The sequence below is a fragment of the Njordella aestuarii genome, assembly GCF_056494165.1.
In genome coordinates, this window is record NZ_CM151397.1 from 1804399 (window position 1) to 1825274 (window position 20876).

At 51.7% G+C, this 20876-nt stretch carries 17 protein-coding genes; 6 read left to right on the forward strand and 11 right to left on the reverse strand.

The window, feature by feature from the left end:
* Positions 1–5: 5 nt before the first annotated feature.
* Positions 6–815, forward strand: a complete 810-nt coding sequence (locus SH451x_RS06845) for an SDR family NAD(P)-dependent oxidoreductase (RefSeq protein WP_479362893.1) — start codon at positions 6–8, stop codon at positions 813–815.
* A gap of 43 nt (positions 816–858) precedes the next feature.
* Here SH451x_RS06845 and SH451x_RS06850 read toward each other — a convergent pair whose 3' ends face one another.
* From SH451x_RS06850 to SH451x_RS06895, 10 genes are all read right to left on the reverse strand, one after another.
* Entirely contained in the window at positions 859–2256 is a 1398-nt protein-coding gene (locus tag SH451x_RS06850; protein ID WP_479361700.1) for a sensor histidine kinase, read from the reverse strand.
* A gap of 5 nt (positions 2257–2261) precedes the next feature.
* Complete coding sequence (locus tag SH451x_RS06855; RefSeq protein ID WP_479361701.1) at positions 2262–2762, reverse strand: TrmH family RNA methyltransferase; 501 nt, start codon at positions 2760–2762, stop codon at positions 2262–2264.
* Between the two features lie 96 nt (positions 2763–2858).
* The gene (locus SH451x_RS06860; protein ID WP_479361702.1) at positions 2859–4640 is read right to left on the reverse strand and encodes a C2 family cysteine protease; all 1782 of its coding nucleotides are present in this window, start codon (positions 4638–4640) and stop codon (positions 2859–2861) included.
* Between the two features lie 195 nt (positions 4641–4835).
* Positions 4836–6080 (reverse strand): aminotransferase class V-fold PLP-dependent enzyme, encoded by a 1245-nt coding sequence (locus SH451x_RS06865; protein WP_479361703.1) that lies wholly within the window; start codon positions 6078–6080, stop codon positions 4836–4838.
* A gap of 71 nt (positions 6081–6151) precedes the next feature.
* Positions 6152–6535 (reverse strand): Fe-S cluster assembly sulfur transfer protein SufU, encoded by a 384-nt coding sequence (gene sufU, locus SH451x_RS06870; protein ID WP_479361704.1) that lies wholly within the window; start codon positions 6533–6535, stop codon positions 6152–6154.
* Between the two features lie 96 nt (positions 6536–6631).
* Positions 6632–7096: a metal-sulfur cluster assembly factor gene (locus SH451x_RS06875; protein ID WP_479361705.1), complete on the reverse strand. Its 465-nt coding sequence runs from the start codon at positions 7094–7096 to the stop codon at positions 6632–6634.
* A 12-nt stretch (positions 7097–7108) separates the two neighbouring features.
* A complete protein-coding gene (gene sufD, locus SH451x_RS06880) occupies positions 7109–8419 on the reverse strand; it encodes a Fe-S cluster assembly protein SufD (RefSeq protein WP_479361706.1) in 1311 nt (436 codons plus the stop codon).
* Positions 8420–8521: 102 nt separating this feature from the next.
* Positions 8522–9928 carry a Fe-S cluster assembly protein SufB gene (sufB, locus tag SH451x_RS06885; protein ID WP_479361707.1) on the reverse strand — a complete coding sequence of 469 codons (1407 nt, stop codon included), beginning with the start codon at positions 9926–9928 and terminating at the stop codon, positions 8522–8524.
* Positions 9929–10030: 102 nt separating this feature from the next.
* On the reverse strand, positions 10031–10852 hold the full coding sequence (gene sufC / locus SH451x_RS06890) for a Fe-S cluster assembly ATPase SufC (RefSeq protein WP_479361708.1): 822 nt from the start codon (positions 10850–10852) through the stop codon (positions 10031–10033).
* Positions 10853–10947: 95 nt separating this feature from the next.
* A complete protein-coding gene (locus SH451x_RS06895; RefSeq protein ID WP_479361709.1) occupies positions 10948–11622 on the reverse strand; it encodes a helix-turn-helix transcriptional regulator in 675 nt (224 codons plus the stop codon).
* Positions 11623–11956: 334 nt separating this feature from the next.
* Here SH451x_RS06895 and SH451x_RS06900 point away from each other — a divergent pair, with 334 nt between their 5' ends.
* The 5 genes from SH451x_RS06900 (at position 11957) to SH451x_RS06920 (ending at position 20038) form a co-directional block, all read left to right on the forward strand.
* Positions 11957–13312: a Gfo/Idh/MocA family protein gene (locus tag SH451x_RS06900; RefSeq protein WP_479361710.1), complete on the forward strand. Its 1356-nt coding sequence runs from the start codon at positions 11957–11959 to the stop codon at positions 13310–13312.
* Positions 13313–13730: 418 nt separating this feature from the next.
* Positions 13731–14459, forward strand: coding sequence for a hypothetical protein (locus SH451x_RS06905; RefSeq protein ID WP_479361711.1), 729 nt, complete (start codon positions 13731–13733; stop codon positions 14457–14459).
* On the forward strand, positions 14456–14983 hold the full coding sequence (locus SH451x_RS06910) for an adenine phosphoribosyltransferase (protein ID WP_479361712.1): 528 nt from the start codon (positions 14456–14458) through the stop codon (positions 14981–14983). Before SH451x_RS06905 ends, SH451x_RS06910 begins: the two co-directional genes overlap by 4 nt.
* A 391-nt stretch (positions 14984–15374) precedes the next feature.
* Positions 15375–16952, forward strand: coding sequence for a citramalate synthase (cimA, locus tag SH451x_RS06915; RefSeq protein ID WP_479362894.1), 1578 nt, complete (start codon positions 15375–15377; stop codon positions 16950–16952).
* A gap of 2 nt (positions 16953–16954) precedes the next feature.
* Positions 16955–20038, forward strand: coding sequence for a valine--tRNA ligase (locus SH451x_RS06920; protein ID WP_479361713.1), 3084 nt, complete (start codon positions 16955–16957; stop codon positions 20036–20038).
* A 104-nt stretch (positions 20039–20142) separates the two neighbouring features.
* Here SH451x_RS06920 and SH451x_RS06925 read toward each other — a convergent pair whose 3' ends face one another.
* Complete coding sequence (locus tag SH451x_RS06925) at positions 20143–20439, reverse strand: spore germination YkwD domain-containing protein (RefSeq protein ID WP_479361714.1); 297 nt, start codon at positions 20437–20439, stop codon at positions 20143–20145.
* Between the last annotated feature and the right edge of the window lie 437 nt (positions 20440–20876).

Below are 20876 nucleotides of genomic sequence, written 5' to 3' on the forward strand. Positions count from 1 at the left end.
CAAGTATGAATCGCACGGTCGTCGTCACTGGCTCTAGTTCGGGTATCGGTCAAGCAATTGCGGTCGCTTTCGCCGGGCAAGGTGACAACGTATTCGTGCATGGCCGTCGCAACGAAGCCGGCTTGTTGAAGACAAAACAGTTGGTTCAAGAGGCTCGCGAGTTGCATCACGGAAGCTCATCGCAAGATTTGTCGTCCGAGTGCTGTTGCGGTGTACTTGCGGATTTGTCCGAAGATCGCGGGCTTGAAAAGCTTTTGTCAAGCGTTCGCAAGTGGAAGCAAAAAATCGACGTTTGGATCAACGCGGCTGGCGCAGACGTGCTGACCGGCGAGAACCAGTCGCTGAACTTTGCTGACAAGCTCGACCTGCTTTGGCGCACCGACGTACGCGCCACGATGCTTCTCGGCCGCAGTGTTGCGGAAGCGATGAAGTCAGTACCAATGTTAGCTCCCGAGCCAGCCAAGCCTTGTATCATCAATCTCTCATGGGACCAGGCGGAACATGGAATGGCAGGAGATAGTGGTCAGTACTTTGCCGCTGTCAAAGCCGCCGTCGCTGCGTTTACGCGCTCACTCGCGATGAGCGTTGGTCCCGAGGTCCGCGTCAATGCTATTGCTCCCGGGTGGATTCAAACCGCCTGGGGCAACTCAGCTTCAGATGAATGGAAGGATCGCGCAATAGGGGAATCGTCACTGCGACGTTGGGGGACACCGCAAGATATAGCGAGTGCTGCCTTGTGGTTAGCTGATTCGGCTAGCGAATTTGTTAATGGGCAGATCATCTCCGTCAATGGCGGCTGGCGACCGAACTACTGAGCGCTTTATCAGCGAAACCAGTGGTAACGTTAGCGGTAGCAGGTTAGGTGACGGGTATTTCGACGGTTATTATTGTTCCAACGTCTTGTTGGCTTTCTATGTTCAAGCGACCTCCTAAACCTTGCACAACATTACGCGTGAGGAATACTCCTAACCCCATTCCTTGTCCGACACTCTTGGTTGTAAAGAATGGCTGACCGATTCGTTCGACTGTTTCGGAGTCCATACCGGTACCTTGATCCGAAACACGGACTTGCCAAGTGTCGTTTTTAAAATTAAAAATCATGTCGACATTCGCCTCTGGAGGTGACGCATCCAGTGCGTTCTGAAGTAAGTTGCGAATGGCTTGCGACAGTGCTTGAAGCGGTAGTTTCGCAGATTGGTCTTTGCCCCATTCGGGCATGATGATTCTAATGCGTTTCGGTTCCCGCATTGGATGGATGATCGCGTTAACGAGTTCGGTTGCGGTAACTTCGTGAAACCCTTCGGCCGATGCTTCGCCAGCGCCGCTCTTCATGCGATGCAAGACTTCCCTGCACCGGTCAAGTTCAGATCGAATAAGTTCGACGTCGCGCGTGATTCCTTTTGGGACATCCGGCTTGTCTAGCTTTCGCGATAGCTCTTTTGCGACCACGGCGATTGTCGATAGCGGTGATGCGAGTTCATGTCCTGCCCCAGCGGCCAACGTTGCCATCGCTTCTAGTCGCTGCGACCGCGTCCTATCCGCTTCCGCTCTTGCCAGACGTTCCTCGCGATTCCGCAATTCAGTCATCAGAACATTAATGAAATAAGCGACAACGATACAACAGGTCGCGAGTGCAACGAAGCTTCCTTGTTTGCGAATCGATAAAAAGGGCAGATCCTTTTCGATTTCTAGGTTATCAAGCGAAAGCGGGTTCGAGTCGATCAACAGCATCGTGACTCCAACGACGCTGAGTCCTGAAACAGCCCAAGTCCAACGCGGCGCTAGGATCAGCCCGCACACTGCGATGTTGGCGAAATAGAAACACGAAAAGGGATTGGAAATGCCACCGCTGTAATACAACAACGCTGTCAAAGTTAGCACGTCCAGTAGCAAAGAACTGCCTAAGAGATTTTCTAGGGCACCTACTTTCTTCATTGCTGAACGATCAGAATCACCAACGATTTGGCCGGAGTTAGAAAATTCCGTTCGGATCACTGGTCGCTCGGCGCCCGGTCGACGCTGCGTGCTTTGCCGTTGGAAGTACAGGTAAGCCATCAGTCCGAGATTGGAAACGACAGTGACGAGCACTGCGATTGCAAGTTTCATCAACGGTAAGCTGATCATCAGAAATCCAGCCGCAAACGCAATTGCAACGCACTGACCTATTACGGCAAACCAGCGCAGCTGGACGATCCAAACGGCTGTATCAAGTGCAGCCGCATAGTCTGCAGGCGACCGTGATTGACGTAATAACATTGCCCTTAGCCTTTGGGAAACTGGCGGCAGTATTCATAAACCGCCATCGTAGTCGCCGTTGCAACATTGTAGCTAGCCGGCTGGCCATAAACGGGAATTTCAATAACATCGTCAAGTAGGTCTAGAGTCGCCTGATCAAGCCCTTCACGCTCGCTGCCGACGACCAGACCAACGGTGTGAGGAAACTGGTATTCGTACAAGCATTGGGAATTCGTCGTTTGCTCCAAGCCAACTAAATGAATTTTTTCTTCACGCAGTTTCTTCAGCAGGGGCACCAACGACTGTCGCTCGGTTACGGTCACTGTGTCAGCGGCGTCGCGAGCGATCGTTCGATCTACTTTACCGGGCCCGATCTTGTAGATCGTTGAGATATTGACGCAGCCAGCAAGCCGTACGATGCGACTCAGGTTCACGCCGCTGCGCATCGGGGAAAGCACGATCGTCATGCCTCGCGGCCGAATCAATTCAACGGGCGGTTTGTGACGTATATGTTCGAATCGCTTCATTCAAGTTAGCTTCTACTGGCGAGTCCCGTAGCGTTAATCGCCGCATTCTGATCGAACTACGTACTTTCGCCAAGCACCATTCTTGATGGAACCGCCTTAGGCAAAACGGATCTCGTCAAAATTCAATCGAAACATCTCCCAATTCACCGCAATCACGCCGTCGTTCGCACCTGATGCTGTGGCTGTGCCGGCAGCTAAGCTATCAGCATTCACGTCGATTCCCCAAGGGTTGTACAATATGATGTCACAGTTTATTAAGGTTGGAGGCCCGAATGGATTGAAAATATAAGTTGGTATGACGTTGAGCACTGTGTAAACGTGATCCGCCGCGAACATGTTGCCAGTCATCTGCTCCTGAGTATTTCTTGTGCCAGCGATGATAGCGCGTCCGGCTTGGAAGTTTGCGATGAGCAAATCCCGAGAGTTCGTTGTCAGTGGTGCCGCAATGTCTCCTGTAAACCATGCAAAAGTGCCAGCTACATTTCTGCCGGTGAGTGCAAAGAGTACAGGTCCTGCATCGCCACCATTTGTTTTGTTGAGGTCTACACCAAGATGGCTTGCGATCGCTCGGTTCATAATGATAGCCCAACTCTCGCCTTCCTGTCCGCGAAAGTGTGCAACTGGATCAGTCGAGCGTAATGTGCCGTCAAACTGAACTGGCACTTGAACTGTTACTATGCTACTGCCGACCTGTTGAAAGAGTGCTACATCGTAATAACCGTTGCCTCGATAGGTAATCCTGCTCGACAGGTCAACTCCTGTGTTATTCACAGCAGCTATCGATGCCAGAATGAAACAATTTTTCGATCCGCCCTGGGCGATGTCTATGGCCGAGGTGCCACCAACTTTGGTGATATACGCATTAAAATCATTCCCGTTTCCACCGATGCTTGTGTTTAGTCCTTCCGCTCCACTTCCAGCATCAAGCCAGTCATCTCCTTCCTCACCGTACAGCCAGTCCGCGTTGCCATCACCTCCCCAGAGGTGATCATTCCCGCCCGCGCCATACATGTGATCGTTACCCGCATCACCCATCAAGAAATCGTCGCCCTCACCTCCGACGATAACATCATCTCCGTTTTCGCCCATGATCTGATCTTTTCCGTAACCGCCGTAGATTTGATCATTTCCATCGCCGGCGTATAAGGAATCATTTCCTGAGTATTGAGCGTCGCGGCGAACATAGTTGAGTCCGTCGATCCCGTCACCATGGATTTCGTCATTGCCCATGTTTCCATAAACAATGTCGTCGCCGCCACCTCCGACAAGCCGGTCGTCACCTAGAAGTCCAACGATCCAATCGTCGTCCGCTCCACCATCAATAAAGTCGTTGTACACTCCAGTCTTCATTGCTGCGATGGCCGCATCGCTCGTCGCCAGAGCCACATTATCTCCGACTAACAAGTCTTCGCCCCCGCCGCCTAAGATTCGATCTTTACCGGCATCTCCATAAATTGTGTCATTACCACGACTGCCATAAAGGTAATCGTTTCCGTTCCCACCATATATTGTGTCGGCCCCGGATCCACCATAAACAGAGTCATTGCCGTTTCCGCTTAAGACGATCGACGGAATTCGCGTTTCATTCGAGATAGTATCGTTTCCGGCGTACGTTCGAATGTCTAGCTGGTAAACTTTGGTGAATGAGTATTTTTCTAGGCCTGCGTTGCCCATTTGAATCGATACTTGAGTCTTGCCTTCGGCCGAATAGATTCGGACATTGTCGGCCGCGGTTCCGGTCTTGATACTGAGCAAGCCGTTGGCGGCAAGAGAGATATCGGCAGCCATCAGCCTGCGATTTTCCAGGCATTCGACCGCGAGGGTTGTATTTTGAGCTCGTTTGTTAGTGCGAGATTTATTGAAAAGCTTGCGGTACATGGCTTGATTCCTTGCGTTAATGACAAAGGTTGACACTTGCAAAGCGTCACCGCGCAGGAATTGTTACTTGTAAAATTCGAGAAAGCTCCAACAATCGCCAGAGGTATTCGGCGTCAGATGCGAATCCTAAGACGTAGCAGCCTCTTTAGGAGACGCTGCATCGATTCGCGGAGAGGTTCGTCTCCAGGGAATCCGCTAGACTCTGCGACGAGCTCGGCTGGTCAGTCGTGACTTGGCGGCCAAGACTGCGGCCTCGAGTCGGTCGACTTCTTCAAGCGTATTGTACAGATAGAAAGAGGCGCGACTGCTAGCCGAGATGCCCAAATGGTCGTGCAGTGGCATCGTGCAATGATGTCCCGGTCGTACAGCAACACCGTGTTGGTCGAGAACCTGCGCGACGTCGTGAGCGTGAATTCCATGGACCGTAAAACTGATGATACCGCTACGGCGTTCGATGCTGGGACCAAGTATATGGACGCCATCAATGGCAGAAAGCTTGTCGTACGCCGCTTGAGTCAATGAATGCTCATGCTGGGAAATAGTCTCAAGGCCGACTGTTTGTAGGTATTTGACGGCGGCGGCAAGTCCGACGGCTTCCACAATCGGCGGAGTGCCCGCTTCCAGCTTGGCAGGCAACTCGCCCGCCGTGAAACCTTGCTCGGAGACAATGTCGATCATTCCTCCGCCACCCATGAACGGATCCATCGCTTCCAGCATTTCAAGTTTGCCATACAGGACGCCAATTCCCGAAGGTCCAAGCATTTTGTGACCAGAAAATACCAAGAAATCGCAATCCCATTGCTGAACATCGATTGGCATGTGCGGGGCCGCTTGTGCAGCGTCGACCAATACTCGGACGCCAAAACTGTGAGCGGCCTTAACGATCGCTTGGATCGGATTAATGGTGCCCAACACATTGCTCACGGCCGTGATCGCAAGAAGCTTCGGCTTTTGGCTCAGCAAAGCCTCCAGAGCTGGCATGTCGATCTGCCCATCGACCGTGATCGGGGCGAATTTGACCTGGCAGCCCGTCGCCTGACGTAATTGAAACCAAGGCACAATGTTCGCATGATGCTCCATCTGCGTAACACAAATGAAGTCGTTTGCTTTGACAAACTTTCGTCCCCAACCTTGCGCAACAGCATTAATCCCTGCGGTGCAGCCGGGTGTTAAGATTACTTGCTGGTCGCTGGAAGAGTTGATAAAACGAGCGATTGTCGCACGCGAAGTTTCGTAGCGATCCGTGGCGGCTTCCGATAAAAAGTGGATGCCTCGATGTACGTTCGAATAAGCGTTCTCGTAGCAATCCTGCATCGCTTCGAGCACCTGAGCCGGGTGCTGCGTGCTCGCTCCGCTATCCAAATAGGCGATCGGCAGTCCGCTCGGATGTTCGACTTGCAGATATGCGAAATCTGCACGCGTGCGTTCAACATCAAACATAGATTTGGCTATCGGCCCAGGGCTGAGGTTCATTAGTGTGTTGGGTCGCAACCAGTCAAAAGCCGAAAGATTTAGCCCGCCACTGGCGAATAAATCGCAGTTTGCACGACTCGCCAAGGTAGCAAGCAGCATTTTTGCCGATTCGGCGTGAGCTTAGGACCGAAAAGTTCGAGCATTTCCGTTGCGCCCATCTCTTTGATCTCTTCGACTGTCTTGCCTTCGATCGCTTCCATCAACATCGACGCGCTAGCTTGCGAGATGCAGCATCCTTGTCCATCAAAGTACGCTTGCTTAACGCGTCCCTCATCGTCTATTTCGAGGTTGACTGAGACAACGTCGCCGCACAATGGGTTCTTTCCCGAACCGGTATGAGTCTTCGAATTCAAGTCACCGCGATGGTAGGGATCTTCATAGTGATCCATCACATGTTCTTGATAAATGTCTTCGTCGTTCATCGTCGTGTTCATCTAGATCTGCTGTGGCAGTCCATCGCTGTTGCTTAAGTGGCTAGTCGTCATCCCCTAACGCATTGGTGCCAAGGAGAACTTTAGTTAAAATATACCTAGCTGATCGCGGGCGTCTTCCGTCATTCTATCCGGAGTCCAAGGCGGATCCATCACGATTCGAATGCTCACACTCCCTACTCCATCAAGAGCCTCGATGGTGACCTGGGATTGGTTGACAAGTTGCGGTCCGGCTGGGCACATTGGACTTGTAAGCGTCATTTCGACGTTGACGTCCATCTTGCCTTCGTCGTTTGGAACTAGATCAACAACATAGACTAGTCCAAGATCCACGATGTTCACGAAGAGTTCCGGGTCGATGACTTTTTTAAGTTCATCCCGGATTCGATCTTCGCATAACGGCGAATTGCGCTCAGGAAGTTCGCCTGCGCCGAGCCCGTTTGTTTCAACACTGTCGGCGTCATTCGCAGCGGGAACAGGGTTGTCTCCGTCCAAGGAAACATAAGCTGCTTGATCATTTTCATTCGTCGTGCTATTTACGTCGTCGCCCATCGGTTTTACTTTCTATTGGTATTGTCGGACTTGTCGAGCGATGGCTTCACCCAACGCTTTGCTAACGCTCTCGATGGTGATCCGGTCGAAAATCTGTTGGAAAAAGCCCGTTACAATTAGACGAATCGCTTCTTGTCGGGTGAATCCGCGGGACTGAGCGTAAAAAATCAGTTCTTCGTCAACGCGTCCTGAAGTACTCCCATGCGTGCATCGAACATCATCCGCCTTAATCTCAAGGCCAGGGATTGAATCGGCACGACATTCGTTGCTCAGCATCAAGTTATCGTTGCGTTGATAGCCGTCGGTTTTGTCAGCGCCCGGTGCGACGCGAATCATCCCACGCCAAACCGTGCGCGATTTGTCTTGCAACGCCGCTTTGTAAAGAAAGTCACTGGTGCAAGCAGGTGCTGCATGCTCTTGCACCGTGTTGTACGTGATCTGTTGATGCTCTCGAGTAAACATCACGCCGTTAACTTGGCTGTGCGCACCTTTGCCAGCGAGTTTAACTTGCTGTGCAACTTGCGAGAACCTGGAACCCATCGCAGCGGTGGTCCATTGCAGGTGGGAATTTCGATGAAGGACTGCGTGCTGCTGGTCGAAATTCCAAGTCGCCAATCCCCAGTCCTGGAGATTAACGAACCTGAGCCGTCCGCCTGGTTTGACGATGATCTCAAGCCCGCCGCAATGGAAGCCGCCATCGGTCTCCTTGGGGCTAGCTGTCTCGTAGAGGACAGTCGCTTCCGCGTTTTCGTCAATCACAATCAGGGTATGCGCACTGTCGTAACCGCCATCAGTCATTGCCGAATGAATGTGGACCGGTTTTTCTAGTGTGCCATTCCGCGGCACGTAAAGGAATGCACCACCGCTCCACGTTGCTGCATGCAATGCCGCAAAGCGGTCGACGGTCGAATCAGCGACAGTCCACAAGTGTTCTCGCACAAGCTCTGTGTGCTCGGTCAATGCGTTTTGCAGGCTGCAGAAAATTGCTTTCGCACCAGTTGTACTCGAATCGACCCACTCTTTTGTTATGGTGCCATCGACACTGCACAACTGGCCGCCAAGTTCAACTTCCTCGGTAAGACGCACCGGGGCGTCAATTTCAGAGCTTGCCAAACCAGTGGATAGTGAGTAGTTGTCGATTTTGAAGGGGCGCAAGTCACTTCGCATCCAATCTTCGCTGCGGCGATCCGGCCAGCTCATCTTCAGAAACTGTTCGAACGCTTCACGCCGCAACTGTTTAGACCATTCTGGTTCATTCTGACGGCCCATGAAGCCGTCGAAACCGGTCTGGTCGAATCGGATTTTCTCTGTCGTAACGCTCATAGTTGTTTTAAATGGCCGCCCACCGCGCAGATGGGGGGCGGAATAGGAGCTTGTAAGTGAATATTTAAAGTGCGAAATCGATGCCAAAACGAAACGTCGAAACTAACCCACGGAACCTTCCATCTGCAGTTGAATCAAGCGATTCATTTCGACGGCGTATTCCATTGGCAGTTCTTTGACCAAGGGCTCAATGAATCCGTTCACTACCATTGTGCTCGCTTCTGCTTCCGTCAGCCCGCGACTCATTAGATAGAACAATTGTTCTTCACCAATACGAGAAACGCTTGCTTCGTGTCCCACAGAAACATCTTGGTTCATAATTTCGATGTAAGGAAACGTGTCGCTCTGAGACTTGGGGTCCAGAATCAACGCATCACAGACGACATTGCAACGACTCTTTTCAGCATTCGCATCGACGCGAACCAGTCCACGATAACTACTGCGGCCACCGTTTTTGGAAATCGATTTGCTGATAATCTGACCGGTTGTATGGGGTGCAGAGTGGACAAGCTTTGCTCCGGCATCCTGATGCTGACCGCGAGAAGCGAACGCAATCGAAAGGATCTCACCACGCGCGCCTGGCTCCATCATATGAACAGCAGGATACTTCATCGTCAGCTTGCTGCCCAAGTTACCGTCGACCCATTCCATGGTCGCATCGCGGTAAGCATAGGCTCTCTTGGTCACCAAGTTGTAAATGTTATTCGCCCAGTTCTGGATGGTCGTATAACGGCAACGGCTACCAGCCTTACAAATGACTTCAACAACCGCCGAGTGCAAAGATTCGGAAGTGTACATCGGGGCGGTACAGCCTTCAACGTAATGGATGCTAGCGCCTTCGTCGACGATGATCAGCGTACGTTCAAACTGCCCCATGTTTTCCGCGTTGATGCGGAAGTAGGCTTGCAGCGGAAACTCGATCTTTACCCCTGGCGGTACATAGATAAATGAACCACCGGACCAGACCGCAGAATTAAGTGCTGCGAATTTGTTATCACCAGGCGGGATGATTGTGCCGAAATATTCGCGCACCAGATCTGAGTGCTCGCGCACCGCCGTGTCGGTATCGGTGAAGATAACACCTTGGTCGGCGAGTTCGGACTTCAGCGATCCATAGACGACTTCGCTTTCGAATTGTGCTTTTACACCAGCAAGATACTTCTTCTCGGCTTCAGGGATGCCTAGCTTGTCAAAGGTATCCTTGATTTCCTGAGGCACTTCGTCCCAAGTGTTGCCTTGCTTGTCGGTTGGCTTGAGGTAGTAGTAGATGTCTTGGAAATCGAGCGCGATGTCTCCACCCCAAGTCGGTGTTGGGCGAGCTTCAAACATTTTCAGAGACTTAAGCCGGAATTGGCGCATCCAATCGGGCTCGTTCTTCATGTCCGAGATTTGGTTCACAATCTCTGCATCGATGCCCTTTCGGGCCTTGAAGAAGGCGGTGCTTTCCGTGCGAAAATCGTACTTGTTGATTTCGCCTACGGCGTCGTTGGATGCTGTGTCGGTTGCCATTGTTCTGTTCTTTTTCTAGTAAGACGACTAATGTCGTGAATCGTATTTGGTGCTCCGCGGCGATCAGGCCAGGAGCGTGTGTGGCTTGCGTCGCACTCGGGATTAAGCAACCACTGCTTCTTCGCTCGTGAGCATCTCTCGGTTCGCCGCGTCGGCATCAGGGTAAGCTTTACGGATACGATCGTATCCAGAATCATGTAGCTCGCGTGCAAGGTCTGCGCCGCCCGTTTCAACGATGCGACCGCCAAGCATTACGTGCGTAAAATCAGGCTTGTTATGTTCCAACAGTTTGTCGTGGTGGGTAATGATCAACAGTCCCATCTTCTCGCGTCCAATCTCTGCAATCGATGTCGAAGCCAAGCGGACGGCGTCTGCGTCAAGGCCTGAGTCGGTTTCGTCAAGAATCGCGAACTTCGGTGAGAGCATAGCCATCGTCAATATTTCCGCTCGCTTCATTTCGCCGCCCGAAAAACCGTCGTTGACGTAGCGACGAGCGAACTCGCTATCCATCTTCAGTTGTTCCATCTTCCCACGCAGCTCTTTACGGAACTCACGCATCGGAATTAGCTCTTCGCCTTCCTTGCGATCTGGGCGACGCACATTGGTCGCAGCGTGACGCAAGAAGTCAGCCATCTTAACACCCGGTATCGCCACAGGACGCTGAAAGGCCATGAACAAACCAAGACGTGCTCGCTCGTCGGCTTCCATCTCGTTGATGTTTTGCCCATCTAACAAAATTTCACCGTCGGTGACTTCGTAGCCTGGATGTCCCATGATCGCCAGTCCAAGAGTGCTCTTGCCAGAACCGTTCGGACCCATCAACGCATGCGTCTCGCCGTACTTCATTTCGAGGTTGACGCCGCGGAGAATCGGCTTGTCAGCTACAGAAACGTGTAAATTAAAAATCTTGAGCGTGTGTGACATGAACGTTTTCTAAATATGCAAATAAGGTAACTAAAATGTGTTTCTGTAAATCGCTTTGTTAGGTGTCGGAACGCGGTGACTCCCATCAGTCTGTTCTAGGCGGGAGATTCCGCTGAACGAAACTGACAGGAATGACTTCCGTCCAATCGACAGCACGATAGTTCGAGCGGTTGGCCGATCGCTTCGCTGAGCATCTGCTGCTCTAACTCGCAGATCGACCGTTTCTCGTCTTCTTCCATCAAATCGGGGAACGGACAAGCTTGTACTTCCAAGACCGGCAAAAACTCGTCTCCCGCAACGCGCGAAGGAATTTTGCGATCATTTAGCACTCTAGCCATGGCCGAAATCCGTTCAGCGAACGTGCCTGCCGGCAATAGCATTGCGTACGACTGACCCATGCGGCGCGAAATCGCATTAACCAACTCACGCCGCGAATCTGTATTTGGCAGCGACTGGATCACTTCCCACATCGCCACCGCGAGCTCCATATAATTGACACCGGCATGACGCCAGCCCAGGGGAGTCAGCGAATACTGGAAAAGCGGGCGACCACGCTGAGTCAAAACTTTTGTCCGTTGGATCAATTCCATCGACTCCAGCCGATCCAGTCTTTGTCGGACTGCTGTGGCTGTGACCTCCAGGCGGGAAGTCAGGTCGTGGATCTTTAAACCAGGCTCTTTGCGAAGCAGGTCCAAAACCAACTGATCAACTGGTCGAATAGCCGAGTCAACGACCGTTGTCTCGTTTGCATTTTCGAAGTTGTCGATCATGGGTGGTTTTTTCCACTGTACGAACTGTGCAAGTTCTGGGAAACTGCGGTCGGAATAGCTAGCTATCAATGGGCATCTATAGCACTTGATGAGCCGTGGAAGCCTTCTCATCACTCTAGGCGCGTGTTGCCTTTTTGACAACCCCCGTTGTTTTTAATCGAAGGTTGTTGAGGCGAACTTTTCGGCCGGAAAAGTTTCGCAGAACGATTGCACCACCTGGGCTGAAAATGCGTACCGATTGCATCTAAAGTTAGTCTTGCTACAGTGGGCTTTAACAGATCGCTGTCAGGCTACAGCGGTGTATGCGACCACACTACGATGAAGGTAGAACCCTATGGGCCACAATTCTTTGAGCGGTGAGCGTCCTGCCCCCCAGGACAACGAGAACAATTCTCGCCGTAATTTTTTGAAAAATTCTTCTGCAATTCTAGCTGGCGGATCGATTGCCGCCGGCGTCCTGCCGATCTCTCGTTCGGCACATGCGGCAGGTGACGACACAATCCGTATCGGCCTGATTGGCTGCGGCGGCCGCGGCTCCGGAGCGGCCACGCAAGCTCTTGCGGCGGACGAGAACTTGAAGCTGACTGCGATGGGCGATGCTTTCGAGAACCGATTGAACTCCGCCCGCCGCGCTATCAACAGCCGATACAGCGAACGAATGGATCTCGGCGACCGCGAGTTTGTGGGCGTCGATGCATACAAGCGAGTGATCGATTCGGATTGCGACATGGTCATCTTGGCTACTCCTCCGGGCTTCCGCCCCCTGCACTTCGAAACCGCTGTCAAAGCTGGCAAGCACGTATTTATGGAGAAGCCTGTTGCCACCGATGCGCCGGGCGTAAGGCGTGTTCTGGAAGCTAACAAGATTGCGCAGGAGAAAGGGCTGGCTGTTGCCGTTGGGCTTCAAAGGCATCACCAGAGCGACTATCGCGCGACCATTGCCAAGCTGCAAGAGGGAGCTATCGGAGACATCATCCTAGCGCGCGTTTACTGGAATGCTGATGGCGTCTGGACACGAAACCGGGAAGCGGGTCAGACCGAACTCGAATACCAAATGAACAACTGGTATTACTTCAATTGGTTGTGCGGCGATCATATCGTAGAGCAGCACATTCACAATTTGGACGTAATCAACTGGCTGATGAACTCGCATCCATCCGAGGCTCAGGGATCAGGTGGCCGTCAAGTTCGCACCGGTGAAGACAGTGGGCAGATCTATGATCACCACACCGTTGAGTTCACCTATCCTAACGGAACAAAAATGCTGTCGCAGTGTCGGCATATTCCAGGCACCTGGGGCGCTGTGAGCGAGTATGCGCATGGTACGAAGGGCTGGGCTGACATTTCAGGTGGCAAGATTTATGACACCAGCGGCAAGGTCGTTTGGAAAGCACCAGCCGGCGAAAATGGATGGGAAAATGAACACGTAGATCTGTTCAAATCGATCCGAAATGGCGAAATACCGAACGAGGCAGAATACGGCGCGATGAGCACCATGACTGCGATTATGGGGCGTATGGCAACATACTCAGGCAAGATGCTCACTTGGGACGACTGCTTTAGCAGTAAGCTAGCCCTCGCTGATTTTGACAGCTTGAATGCGTTTACAGATGAAGCTCCGTTGAAGCCTGATGCGAACGGGAACTACTTCGTACCGGTCCCAGGTAAGACTATCGATCAGGTCCTCTAAGGCAAAATCGAATAACCGCTCGGTTTACCGTTTGTCAGATGAACTTTTTAACGCCGCGCCAGTTTTGGTCGTGGCGTTTTTTTATGGATGTATCCCTCGAGCAATTCGCTAGCGAGCTTGCGGTTTGTCGCAGAAGAGCCGGTCCCTTCAGTTCGTTTTTGCTGGCTATGAGGATACCCGCAGTCGGATAGCCGCCATCGTTCCTGTATCGTTCCGGTAACAAGCCGGTTTTGCAGGAAATTCTATATTATTCTTAGACTTTTGAAGCGGTGTAGTAAGAAATCACGCTTCTCCTTGTACGTATGCGTGTGCTCGCGCGAATGCGTTCGGCAACCATTCTGACCTTCAGGCATAGGTCGTGCTTGATGTGAGATTATGCCGGCTCAATCTGTCTCGATACGTACCACGACGGACGAACATGCTCAAGAAGAACAACAACATTGGAAAACGTGCGGGATCCGAACAGCTTGATGCGAAATCGGCCAGTACAAAGTCGCCTGCAGGAGCCGCTGAAAACGAAGCGCGGAACTCGGCAGCGAATGAAAACAACCGTGATGTCCCGGTTGTTCAAAAGCTTCCTTCGAGCATCCGAATCGATTTGGCGGGTGAGCGATTTGGGCGTCTAACGGTCGTTGGCTTTGCCGGTTACCGTGGTTCATCGCCGATGTGGGTCTGCAAGTGCGATTGCGGCGACATGAGCCAGTACTACCGAACCAACCTTCGAAGTGGCACGTCGACGCAATGTATCCATTGTTGTCGGGCTCATCACGTCCAGCGTTCAACCGTGCACTCGATGTGGCGAAGTCCGGAATATCGAACTTGGGAACGGGTCAAGCGGAACAGCAAGGTCTGCAAACGTTGGGATAAATTCGCGACTTTCTATGCTGACGTCGGTGACAAGCCAGGTGAAGATTATTGCTTGGTTCGCATCAAGCCTGCAGACGGTTGGAAGCCAAATAATGTACACTGGGTGCCGCGTGACAAAGCGCAGCTGAACCGTGGCAAGCGAAACATGATCAAATTTAACGGCGAGACCAAGTGCATAACGGATTGGGCTCGCGAGCTTGGCATTACTCCACAATCGCTGCGTGGCCGTCTTAAATCTGGTTGGACCCTGAAAAAGGCATTGCAGACGAAAACGAAATGAGCCAAACGACTGTCGATCTGTACAATTATGTGCGAGATATCCCTGATTTTCCAAAACCCGGTATCCTTTTCCGCGATGTAACACCGCTGTTGTTGCATCCAGAAGCGTTTCGAGAAACGATCCGCAAGCTTGCGGAGCCGTATCGGGACCTTGAGATCGACGTGATCATTGCGGCAGAAGCGCGTGGTTTTATTTTCGCTTCGCCACTGGCGGTTGAGTTAGGAACGGGCTTTGTCCCAGTTCGAAAACCAGGCAAGCTACCGCACCATAAGCACTCGTTTTCTTACGACTTGGAATATGGTCAAGACACGTTGGAGATGCATAAAGACGCGATTTCGGCAGGCCAGCGAGTGCTGATCGTCGACGATCTGCTTGCTACAGGCGGAACGGTGGAAGCTTGCTGCCGCTTGCTAGCCAATAGCGACTGTGAAGTCGTCGGTTGTGCGTTTGCAATTGAGCTTGAAGCGCTTAAAGGCCGCGACCGGCTAAAGGATTACTCGGTGTTTAGCGTCTTGAAATACTAGAGCGAGGCCCGTGGCCGTGCCGAAGTTTTCAGATTGACAAAATCGTAACTGCCGCTTAGCATCGGGCAAAGCTTTCTGTAAGACAGTTGGACTTTGGGTAAGCTTGTTGTCAGGCAACTGAGATCAGGCATATCAAAACGAAATTATGAAATCAGTAACAACTCTAGTCATCAACGTCGTGATTATTCGCACGGACCTTAGTCCGGCTGCGATTGGGTGAACTGTTTCGTATTCGTCTGAATAAAATTTGTGACCCTCGCCGGCCGGGCATCCGACCAGCGAGGGTTTTTTGTTAGATTGTTGGAGACCAAAAATGGCACCTGTTCAAGCACCGTCTGCGACCGATCCATCGGCCGCCAAAACGCCCACTCAACTAGCAAATCAGCCAACAATGCGATCCATTCTAATTTACGACACCACCCTTAGGGACGGCACGCAGGGCGAAGGCGTTTCGTTGTCGCTGCAAGACAAACTCAATATCGCCCAGCGGCTTGCCGAGTTTGGCGTGGACATCATCGAAGGGGGCTACCCGATGTCCAATGAGAAAGATTTGCAGTTCTTTGAGCGAATTCAGAAGATGGATTTAGGGCGCTCCAAGGTGGCAGCCTTTGGGATGACGCGTCGCCGAGGTGTGAAGGCGGCTGATGATCCCGGCATGAAGGCACTTGTCGCCGCAAAATCGCAAGTCATCACAGTAGTTGGCAAATCGTGGGACTTCCATGCCACCGACGTGCTAAATGTTTCGCTGGACGAGAACATCGCCATGATCGCCGAAAGCGTTGGTTTTCTAGCCAATCATGCGGAAGTTGTTTACGATGCCGAGCACTTTTTTGACGGCTATAAAGCGAATCCCGCATATGCTCTCGAGACAATCTTCAATGCGGCCAGCTCAGGTGCAAAGTGGGTTGTGCTGTGCGATACCAATGGTGGAACCTTGCCAGAAGAAGTTGCTGAAATTGTGCAAGCCGCACGCGAGAAGCTTGGCGGTACTCAGGCTCAACTCGGTATTCACTGCCATAACGATGGTGACTTGGCGACGGCGAATTCGCTCGCTGCCATCGATGCAGGTTGCGACCAAGTTCAAGGTACGATCAACGGGATTGGCGAACGCTGCGGCAATGCTGATTTGATCGCCGTAATGTCAAACCTTGCGTTCAAGAAAAAGGGCTATCAGTTAGCGTGCCGCGATTCGTTTCAGCACCTTACTGAGCTTTCTCGATACGTTTACGAAACAGCGAACCTGCAGTTGCGAAATGGACAACCTTTTGTTGGGCAGAGTGCTTTTGCGCACAAGGGTGGAATGCATGTGCACGCGATCAACAAAGCGGCGTCGACCTATGAACATATGAATCCGGAGTTGATTGGTAACGAACGCCGCATCTTGGTGAGTGAGCTTTCGGGCCGTTCGAATATCGTGGCGTTGACAAAACAGAACATCAGCCAGGATCGCGCACTGCAAGAAGAGATTTTGAAGGCGGTAGTTCAACAGGAAAACGCTGGTTACCAATATGAAGCGGCGGAGGCTTCGTTTGAATTGTTGGTGCAACGTTGTTCGAAGCAGTTCACGCCGCACTTTGAAGTGATCAAATATCGGATCGACGCAGGAGACGCGAATGTTTCAGCGCATGGGTCTTACGCGGAAGCGATCTTGCAAGTGACCGTCAACGGCGAGAGTCGTTTTGAGGCTGCGATGGGCGCTGGGCCGGTCAATGCTCTGGATGCTGCACTGCGGAAGGCGTTAAGCGGATTCTATCCGAGCCTGGAATCGATGAGTTTGCTGGACTACAAAGTTCGTGTTGTGAATAGCGATGCTGGTACCGCGGCTAGGATCCGAGTCAATATCGAGTCGACGGATGCGAGCGGCACGTGGCGAACGATCGGTGTAAGCGAAAACATAATTGAAGCTAGCTGGCTGGCTCTGGTTGATGCTGTTGAATACAAGTTGCATAAGGATCATGGGAAATTATAGGTATGGCTGCTGAAGAAATTCCGAATCGTTTTGATTTTGCTACCGAATGCGATCGCATATATAACACCTGGAAGGACGCGGGCTGTTTCAATGCAGAAGTGAATAAGGACAAGAAGCCATTCACGATCGTGATTCCGCCTCCTAATGTGACCGGCGCGTTGCATTTGGGGCATGCTTTGAACAATACCTTGCAGGACATTCAGGTTCGGATGCATCGCATGATGGGATTCGAGGCGCTATGGATGCCTGGGACCGATCATGCGGGTATCGCGACTCAAGCGGTTGTCGAAAGGCGACTAAAAGAGCAAGAGAATCTTTCACGGCACGAGCTTGGACGCGAGGCCTTGGTCAAGCGGATCTGGGATTGGAAGGATCAATACGAGCGTCGAATTTTAGGACAGTTGCAACGTATCGGTTCTTCATGCGATTGGCGGCGGACCCGATTTACGCTTGATGCGACTTGTGCTCGAGCTGTCCAAGCGACATTCTTTGATCTGTTCCGGCAGAACTTGATCTACCGTGGCAAGCGGCTCGTAAACTGGGACACTTACTTGCAAACTGCGGTTAGCGACGATGAGGTTTTTCATGAAACCGTTAAAGGGCATTTCTGGCATATTCGCTATCCTGTTGTAAAACCACAAGCAGGTGAACCTGAGTTTGTCACGATCGCCACGACACGTCCAGAAACATTGCTCGGCGATACGGCTGTCGCAGTGCATCCTGATCCTGCGGGCGAGTTGGACCGTGTTGAGGCTCAGCTGCGGGAAAAATTGGCGGCGGCAGCGGAGAAAGAAGCTCCTGCGATTGAAAAGCAGATCGAGCAGATTCAGGATCGTCGAACAACGCTGTTGCCGCAATTGGAAGTCTTGGCCAAGATGGCTGCGGCAGGACGAGAGCTTGAACTGCCACTAACAGGCCGAACAATTCCATTGGTCGCCGACGTTTGGGCAAAACCGGAGTTAGGTTCCGGCTGCGTGAAGATCACGCCTGCACACGATGCAAACGACTATGAAGTTGGTCTGCGGCAAAACCTTCCGATGATCAATATTCTTTTGCCTGATGGCAAGTTGAACGATGCCGCCGGTGCGTATGCAGGTTTCTCAACTCAAGCGGCTCGAACGAAAGTTGTCGCCGATCTCGAGAGTCTCGAGCTATTAGAGCTGGTCGAGGATCGCGAGATTGATCTTGCGCATTCCGACCGCAGCAAAACAGCGATTGAACCTTTCTTGGCCGACCAATGGTTCGTTCGTATGGACTCTCTAGCGCAATCAGCTATCGACGCAGTCGAAGATGGTCGCGTCAAAATATTTCCATCGCGATACGCAAAGGGCTATGTCGATTGGCTAAGCGAAAAACGGGATTGGCCAGTCGGTCGCCAACTTTGGTGGGGGCATCAGATCCCGATTTGGTCGCAGACTTTCGATACGAAAAAAGAAGTCGAATCAGCAGTCAAGCTGATCAAGGGCTTGGAAGCAGAGTATGCGAATGAAATTTCCGCCAGCGTCGAAGACGACCTGATTTTGCATGTTTCGCTTCGCGGAGAAAACGAAACACTGCAAACCAAGGTTGAATCGCTGGGCTTTGTTCGTCAAGAAGACGTGCTAGACACGTGGTTTTCGTCAGCTCTCTGGCCTCACTCTACGTTAGGTTGGCCCGAACAGACTGCTGAGCTCGAGTATTTTTATCCAACCAGCACGTTGATCACTTCACGTGATATCATCACGCTTTGGGTTGCTCGGATGGTTCTGATGGGTTTGAACAATCTCGGCAAGATCCCTTTCAGCGAGGTCTTTATTCATCCGAAAATTTTGGATGGCTATGGCGAAACGATGTCCAAGAGCAAGGGCAACGGCGTTGATCCGCTGGATGTTATCGAGAAGTTCGGCCCAGATGCCCTGCGTTTCGGCTTGACTTGGTTATGCACTGAGACGCAAGACGTTCGCATGCCCGTGCAGTTCGAGTGCCCGCATTGCAATTCACTGATCAATCAAACGAAGCAAAATCGCCAGCAACCGCGCGTGACTTGCGAAAAGTGTGGCAAGGTCTTTGCGACGCAGTGGGCCGAAACCGAATCGGACAAGGAATTGTTGCGAGCGCCGGTAGTTAGCGAACGGTTTGAAACCGCGAGGAATTTTACCAACAAGCTTTGGAACGCTGCACGCTTTGCCATGATGAACATGGAAGGCTTTACAGCGGGACTAGTAGACAAGCAAGATCTTGCACTTGAGGATCGCTGGTTGTTGTCTCGGCTTTCGACGGCAACTGAAGAGATGACTCTTGCGATCAAACAATATCGCTATGCTGATGCGGCTAGAACGATTTACGATTTTGCGTGGGATGATTTCTGCAGCAACTACTTGGAAATTGCCAAACCGCGAATGCATGAGCCGAAATCGCGGCCAATTGTGCAACGCGTACTCGCTCATACGTTGGATCGTTTACTGCGATTGTTGCATCCGATCATGCCGTTCGTGACGGAAGAGATCTGGCAGCAATTGTCAAAATTCGCTCCGGTACGCGACTTGTCCAACCAAGTTCCGGCGACGCGTTTCTTGATGCAAGCAGATTGGCCTGAGGCGGACAAAGCTGACCAGGACAAGTTGATTGAACAACAATTTTCGTACTTTACCAAACTCGTAGGTGGCATACGCGAGATTCGCGCTAGGCAAAATGTGCCGCCAAAGGACAAAGTGACCTGTGTGATCGAAGCCGATGCAGACGTTGCGCAGATTCTGGCTCCGATGCTACCGTTTGTACAATCGATGGCTTCAGCCGAGGTCACTGAGATGGCGGCGAAGCTTGTACCACCAGCCGTGAACGCTGCCGTGACTTTGGATGGAATGACGGTTTACGTTGATCTGGCTGCGTTAATTGATGTGAAGGCTGAGATCGAACGGAATCAGAAACTGTTGGAAAATCTCATCAAGCAGATCGCGAGCAAGGAATCGAAGCTGAACAATGAATCCTTTGTAGGTCGCGCACCAGCGGATGTCGTCGAGAAGGAGCGAGCGTCGCTGATGGACTTGATCGGGCAACGAAAAGTGACTGAGTCATCGCTGGTGCAGTTAAAGCAATTGCAGCCTTAGATTTTTTGGACGCTGTTCTGATAAAGCGGAAGAAAAAACACGTCGGATGAAACTCCAGTTTCAACCGACGTGCCGCCTACCCAATTGTTGGAGATGAGTTTACGTTACTTGTAAAGCACGGTTGCATAGTAGCCATTATTGCCACGAGCTACACCAATTCCAACTGGTGTTCTCTGGCCCCAGTAGCACGCGCTACGAATGGCTTCGTCGGCAGATCGAGTCGAAAATCCGACTCCTTCATAGCGTCCACTGCCAAACGAACCGCCCACATGTTGCAGTTGTCCACGACTGGCTTGCATTTGAGCCTTTTGCTTTGCGATGCAATTGTCACAAGCGGAACTTGAGGAAACCCAACCACTGCTTGCAACAAACAGTCCGAACAATAATGCAGAAACTCGCATCAAATCACTCCGTTAAGGAACTAAATGCAAATCCATTCACCACAAAACCGCCATCCATGCGTTTAAAACGTACGCAACAGTGTTTCGAATTCGAAAACGTCGTCAAGCACTTTGTGCTTAGACAGCAATTCTTGAGATCGCAAATGCCTATGTTTTTTCAGTGATTTTCGGTGTCTGGAAAATTTTTAGAAGGTCTGTTTTTTGTGAGTTGCAAGCGCATCGTAGCTGGCTTCGCCAAGAAGCCGGGGACGTGTTTTGAAGTTTTGCCGTTTGGCCACGAGCACTGCTGGACAAGCCAGCAGTGGCACCCTTTTCAGGAAGCGGCAAGCAAAAGAAATCGCTCCCAGATTCACCCGCGTGCTTGGCGAACGCAGCTACGGGAAAAGGGCTTGAGCACTGTAGGAAAAACTCGCAGTGGCACTCAGATCGTTCGCTTT

Bases quoted from the DNA above. Each gene is read 5' to 3' on its own strand.
- cimA (WP_479362894.1), top strand. From the start codon at position 15,375: ATGCGATCCATTCTAATTTACGACACCACCCTTAGGGACGGCACGCAG.
- sufC (WP_479361708.1), bottom strand. From the start codon at position 10,852: ATGTCACACACGCTCAAGATTTTTAATTTACACGTTTCTGTAGCTGAC.
- SH451x_RS06845 (WP_479362893.1), top strand. From the start codon at position 6: ATGAATCGCACGGTCGTCGTCACTGGCTCTAGTTCGGGTATCGGTCAA.
- SH451x_RS06865 (WP_479361703.1), bottom strand. From the start codon at position 6,080: ATGTTTGATGTTGAACGCACGCGTGCAGATTTCGCATATCTGCAAGTC.
- sufU (WP_479361704.1), bottom strand. From the start codon at position 6,535: ATGAACGACGAAGACATTTATCAAGAACATGTGATGGATCACTATGAA.
- SH451x_RS06895 (WP_479361709.1), bottom strand. From the start codon at position 11,622: ATGATCGACAACTTCGAAAATGCAAACGAGACAACGGTCGTTGACTCG.
- SH451x_RS06850 (WP_479361700.1), bottom strand. From the start codon at position 2,256: ATGTTATTACGTCAATCACGGTCGCCTGCAGACTATGCGGCTGCACTT.
- SH451x_RS06910 (WP_479361712.1), top strand. From the start codon at position 14,456: ATGAGCCAAACGACTGTCGATCTGTACAATTATGTGCGAGATATCCCT.
- SH451x_RS06925 (WP_479361714.1), bottom strand. From the start codon at position 20,439: ATGCGAGTTTCTGCATTATTGTTCGGACTGTTTGTTGCAAGCAGTGGT.
- SH451x_RS06855 (WP_479361701.1), bottom strand. From the start codon at position 2,762: ATGAAGCGATTCGAACATATACGTCACAAACCGCCCGTTGAATTGATT.
- SH451x_RS06900 (WP_479361710.1), top strand. From the start codon at position 11,957: ATGGGCCACAATTCTTTGAGCGGTGAGCGTCCTGCCCCCCAGGACAAC.
- SH451x_RS06860 (WP_479361702.1), bottom strand. From the start codon at position 4,640: ATGTACCGCAAGCTTTTCAATAAATCTCGCACTAACAAACGAGCTCAA.
- sufB (WP_479361707.1), bottom strand. From the start codon at position 9,928: ATGGCAACCGACACAGCATCCAACGACGCCGTAGGCGAAATCAACAAG.
- sufD (WP_479361706.1), bottom strand. From the start codon at position 8,419: ATGAGCGTTACGACAGAGAAAATCCGATTCGACCAGACCGGTTTCGAC.
- SH451x_RS06905 (WP_479361711.1), top strand. From the start codon at position 13,731: ATGCTCAAGAAGAACAACAACATTGGAAAACGTGCGGGATCCGAACAG.
- SH451x_RS06920 (WP_479361713.1), top strand. From the start codon at position 16,955: ATGGCTGCTGAAGAAATTCCGAATCGTTTTGATTTTGCTACCGAATGC.
- SH451x_RS06875 (WP_479361705.1), bottom strand. From the start codon at position 7,096: ATGGGCGACGACGTAAATAGCACGACGAATGAAAATGATCAAGCAGCT.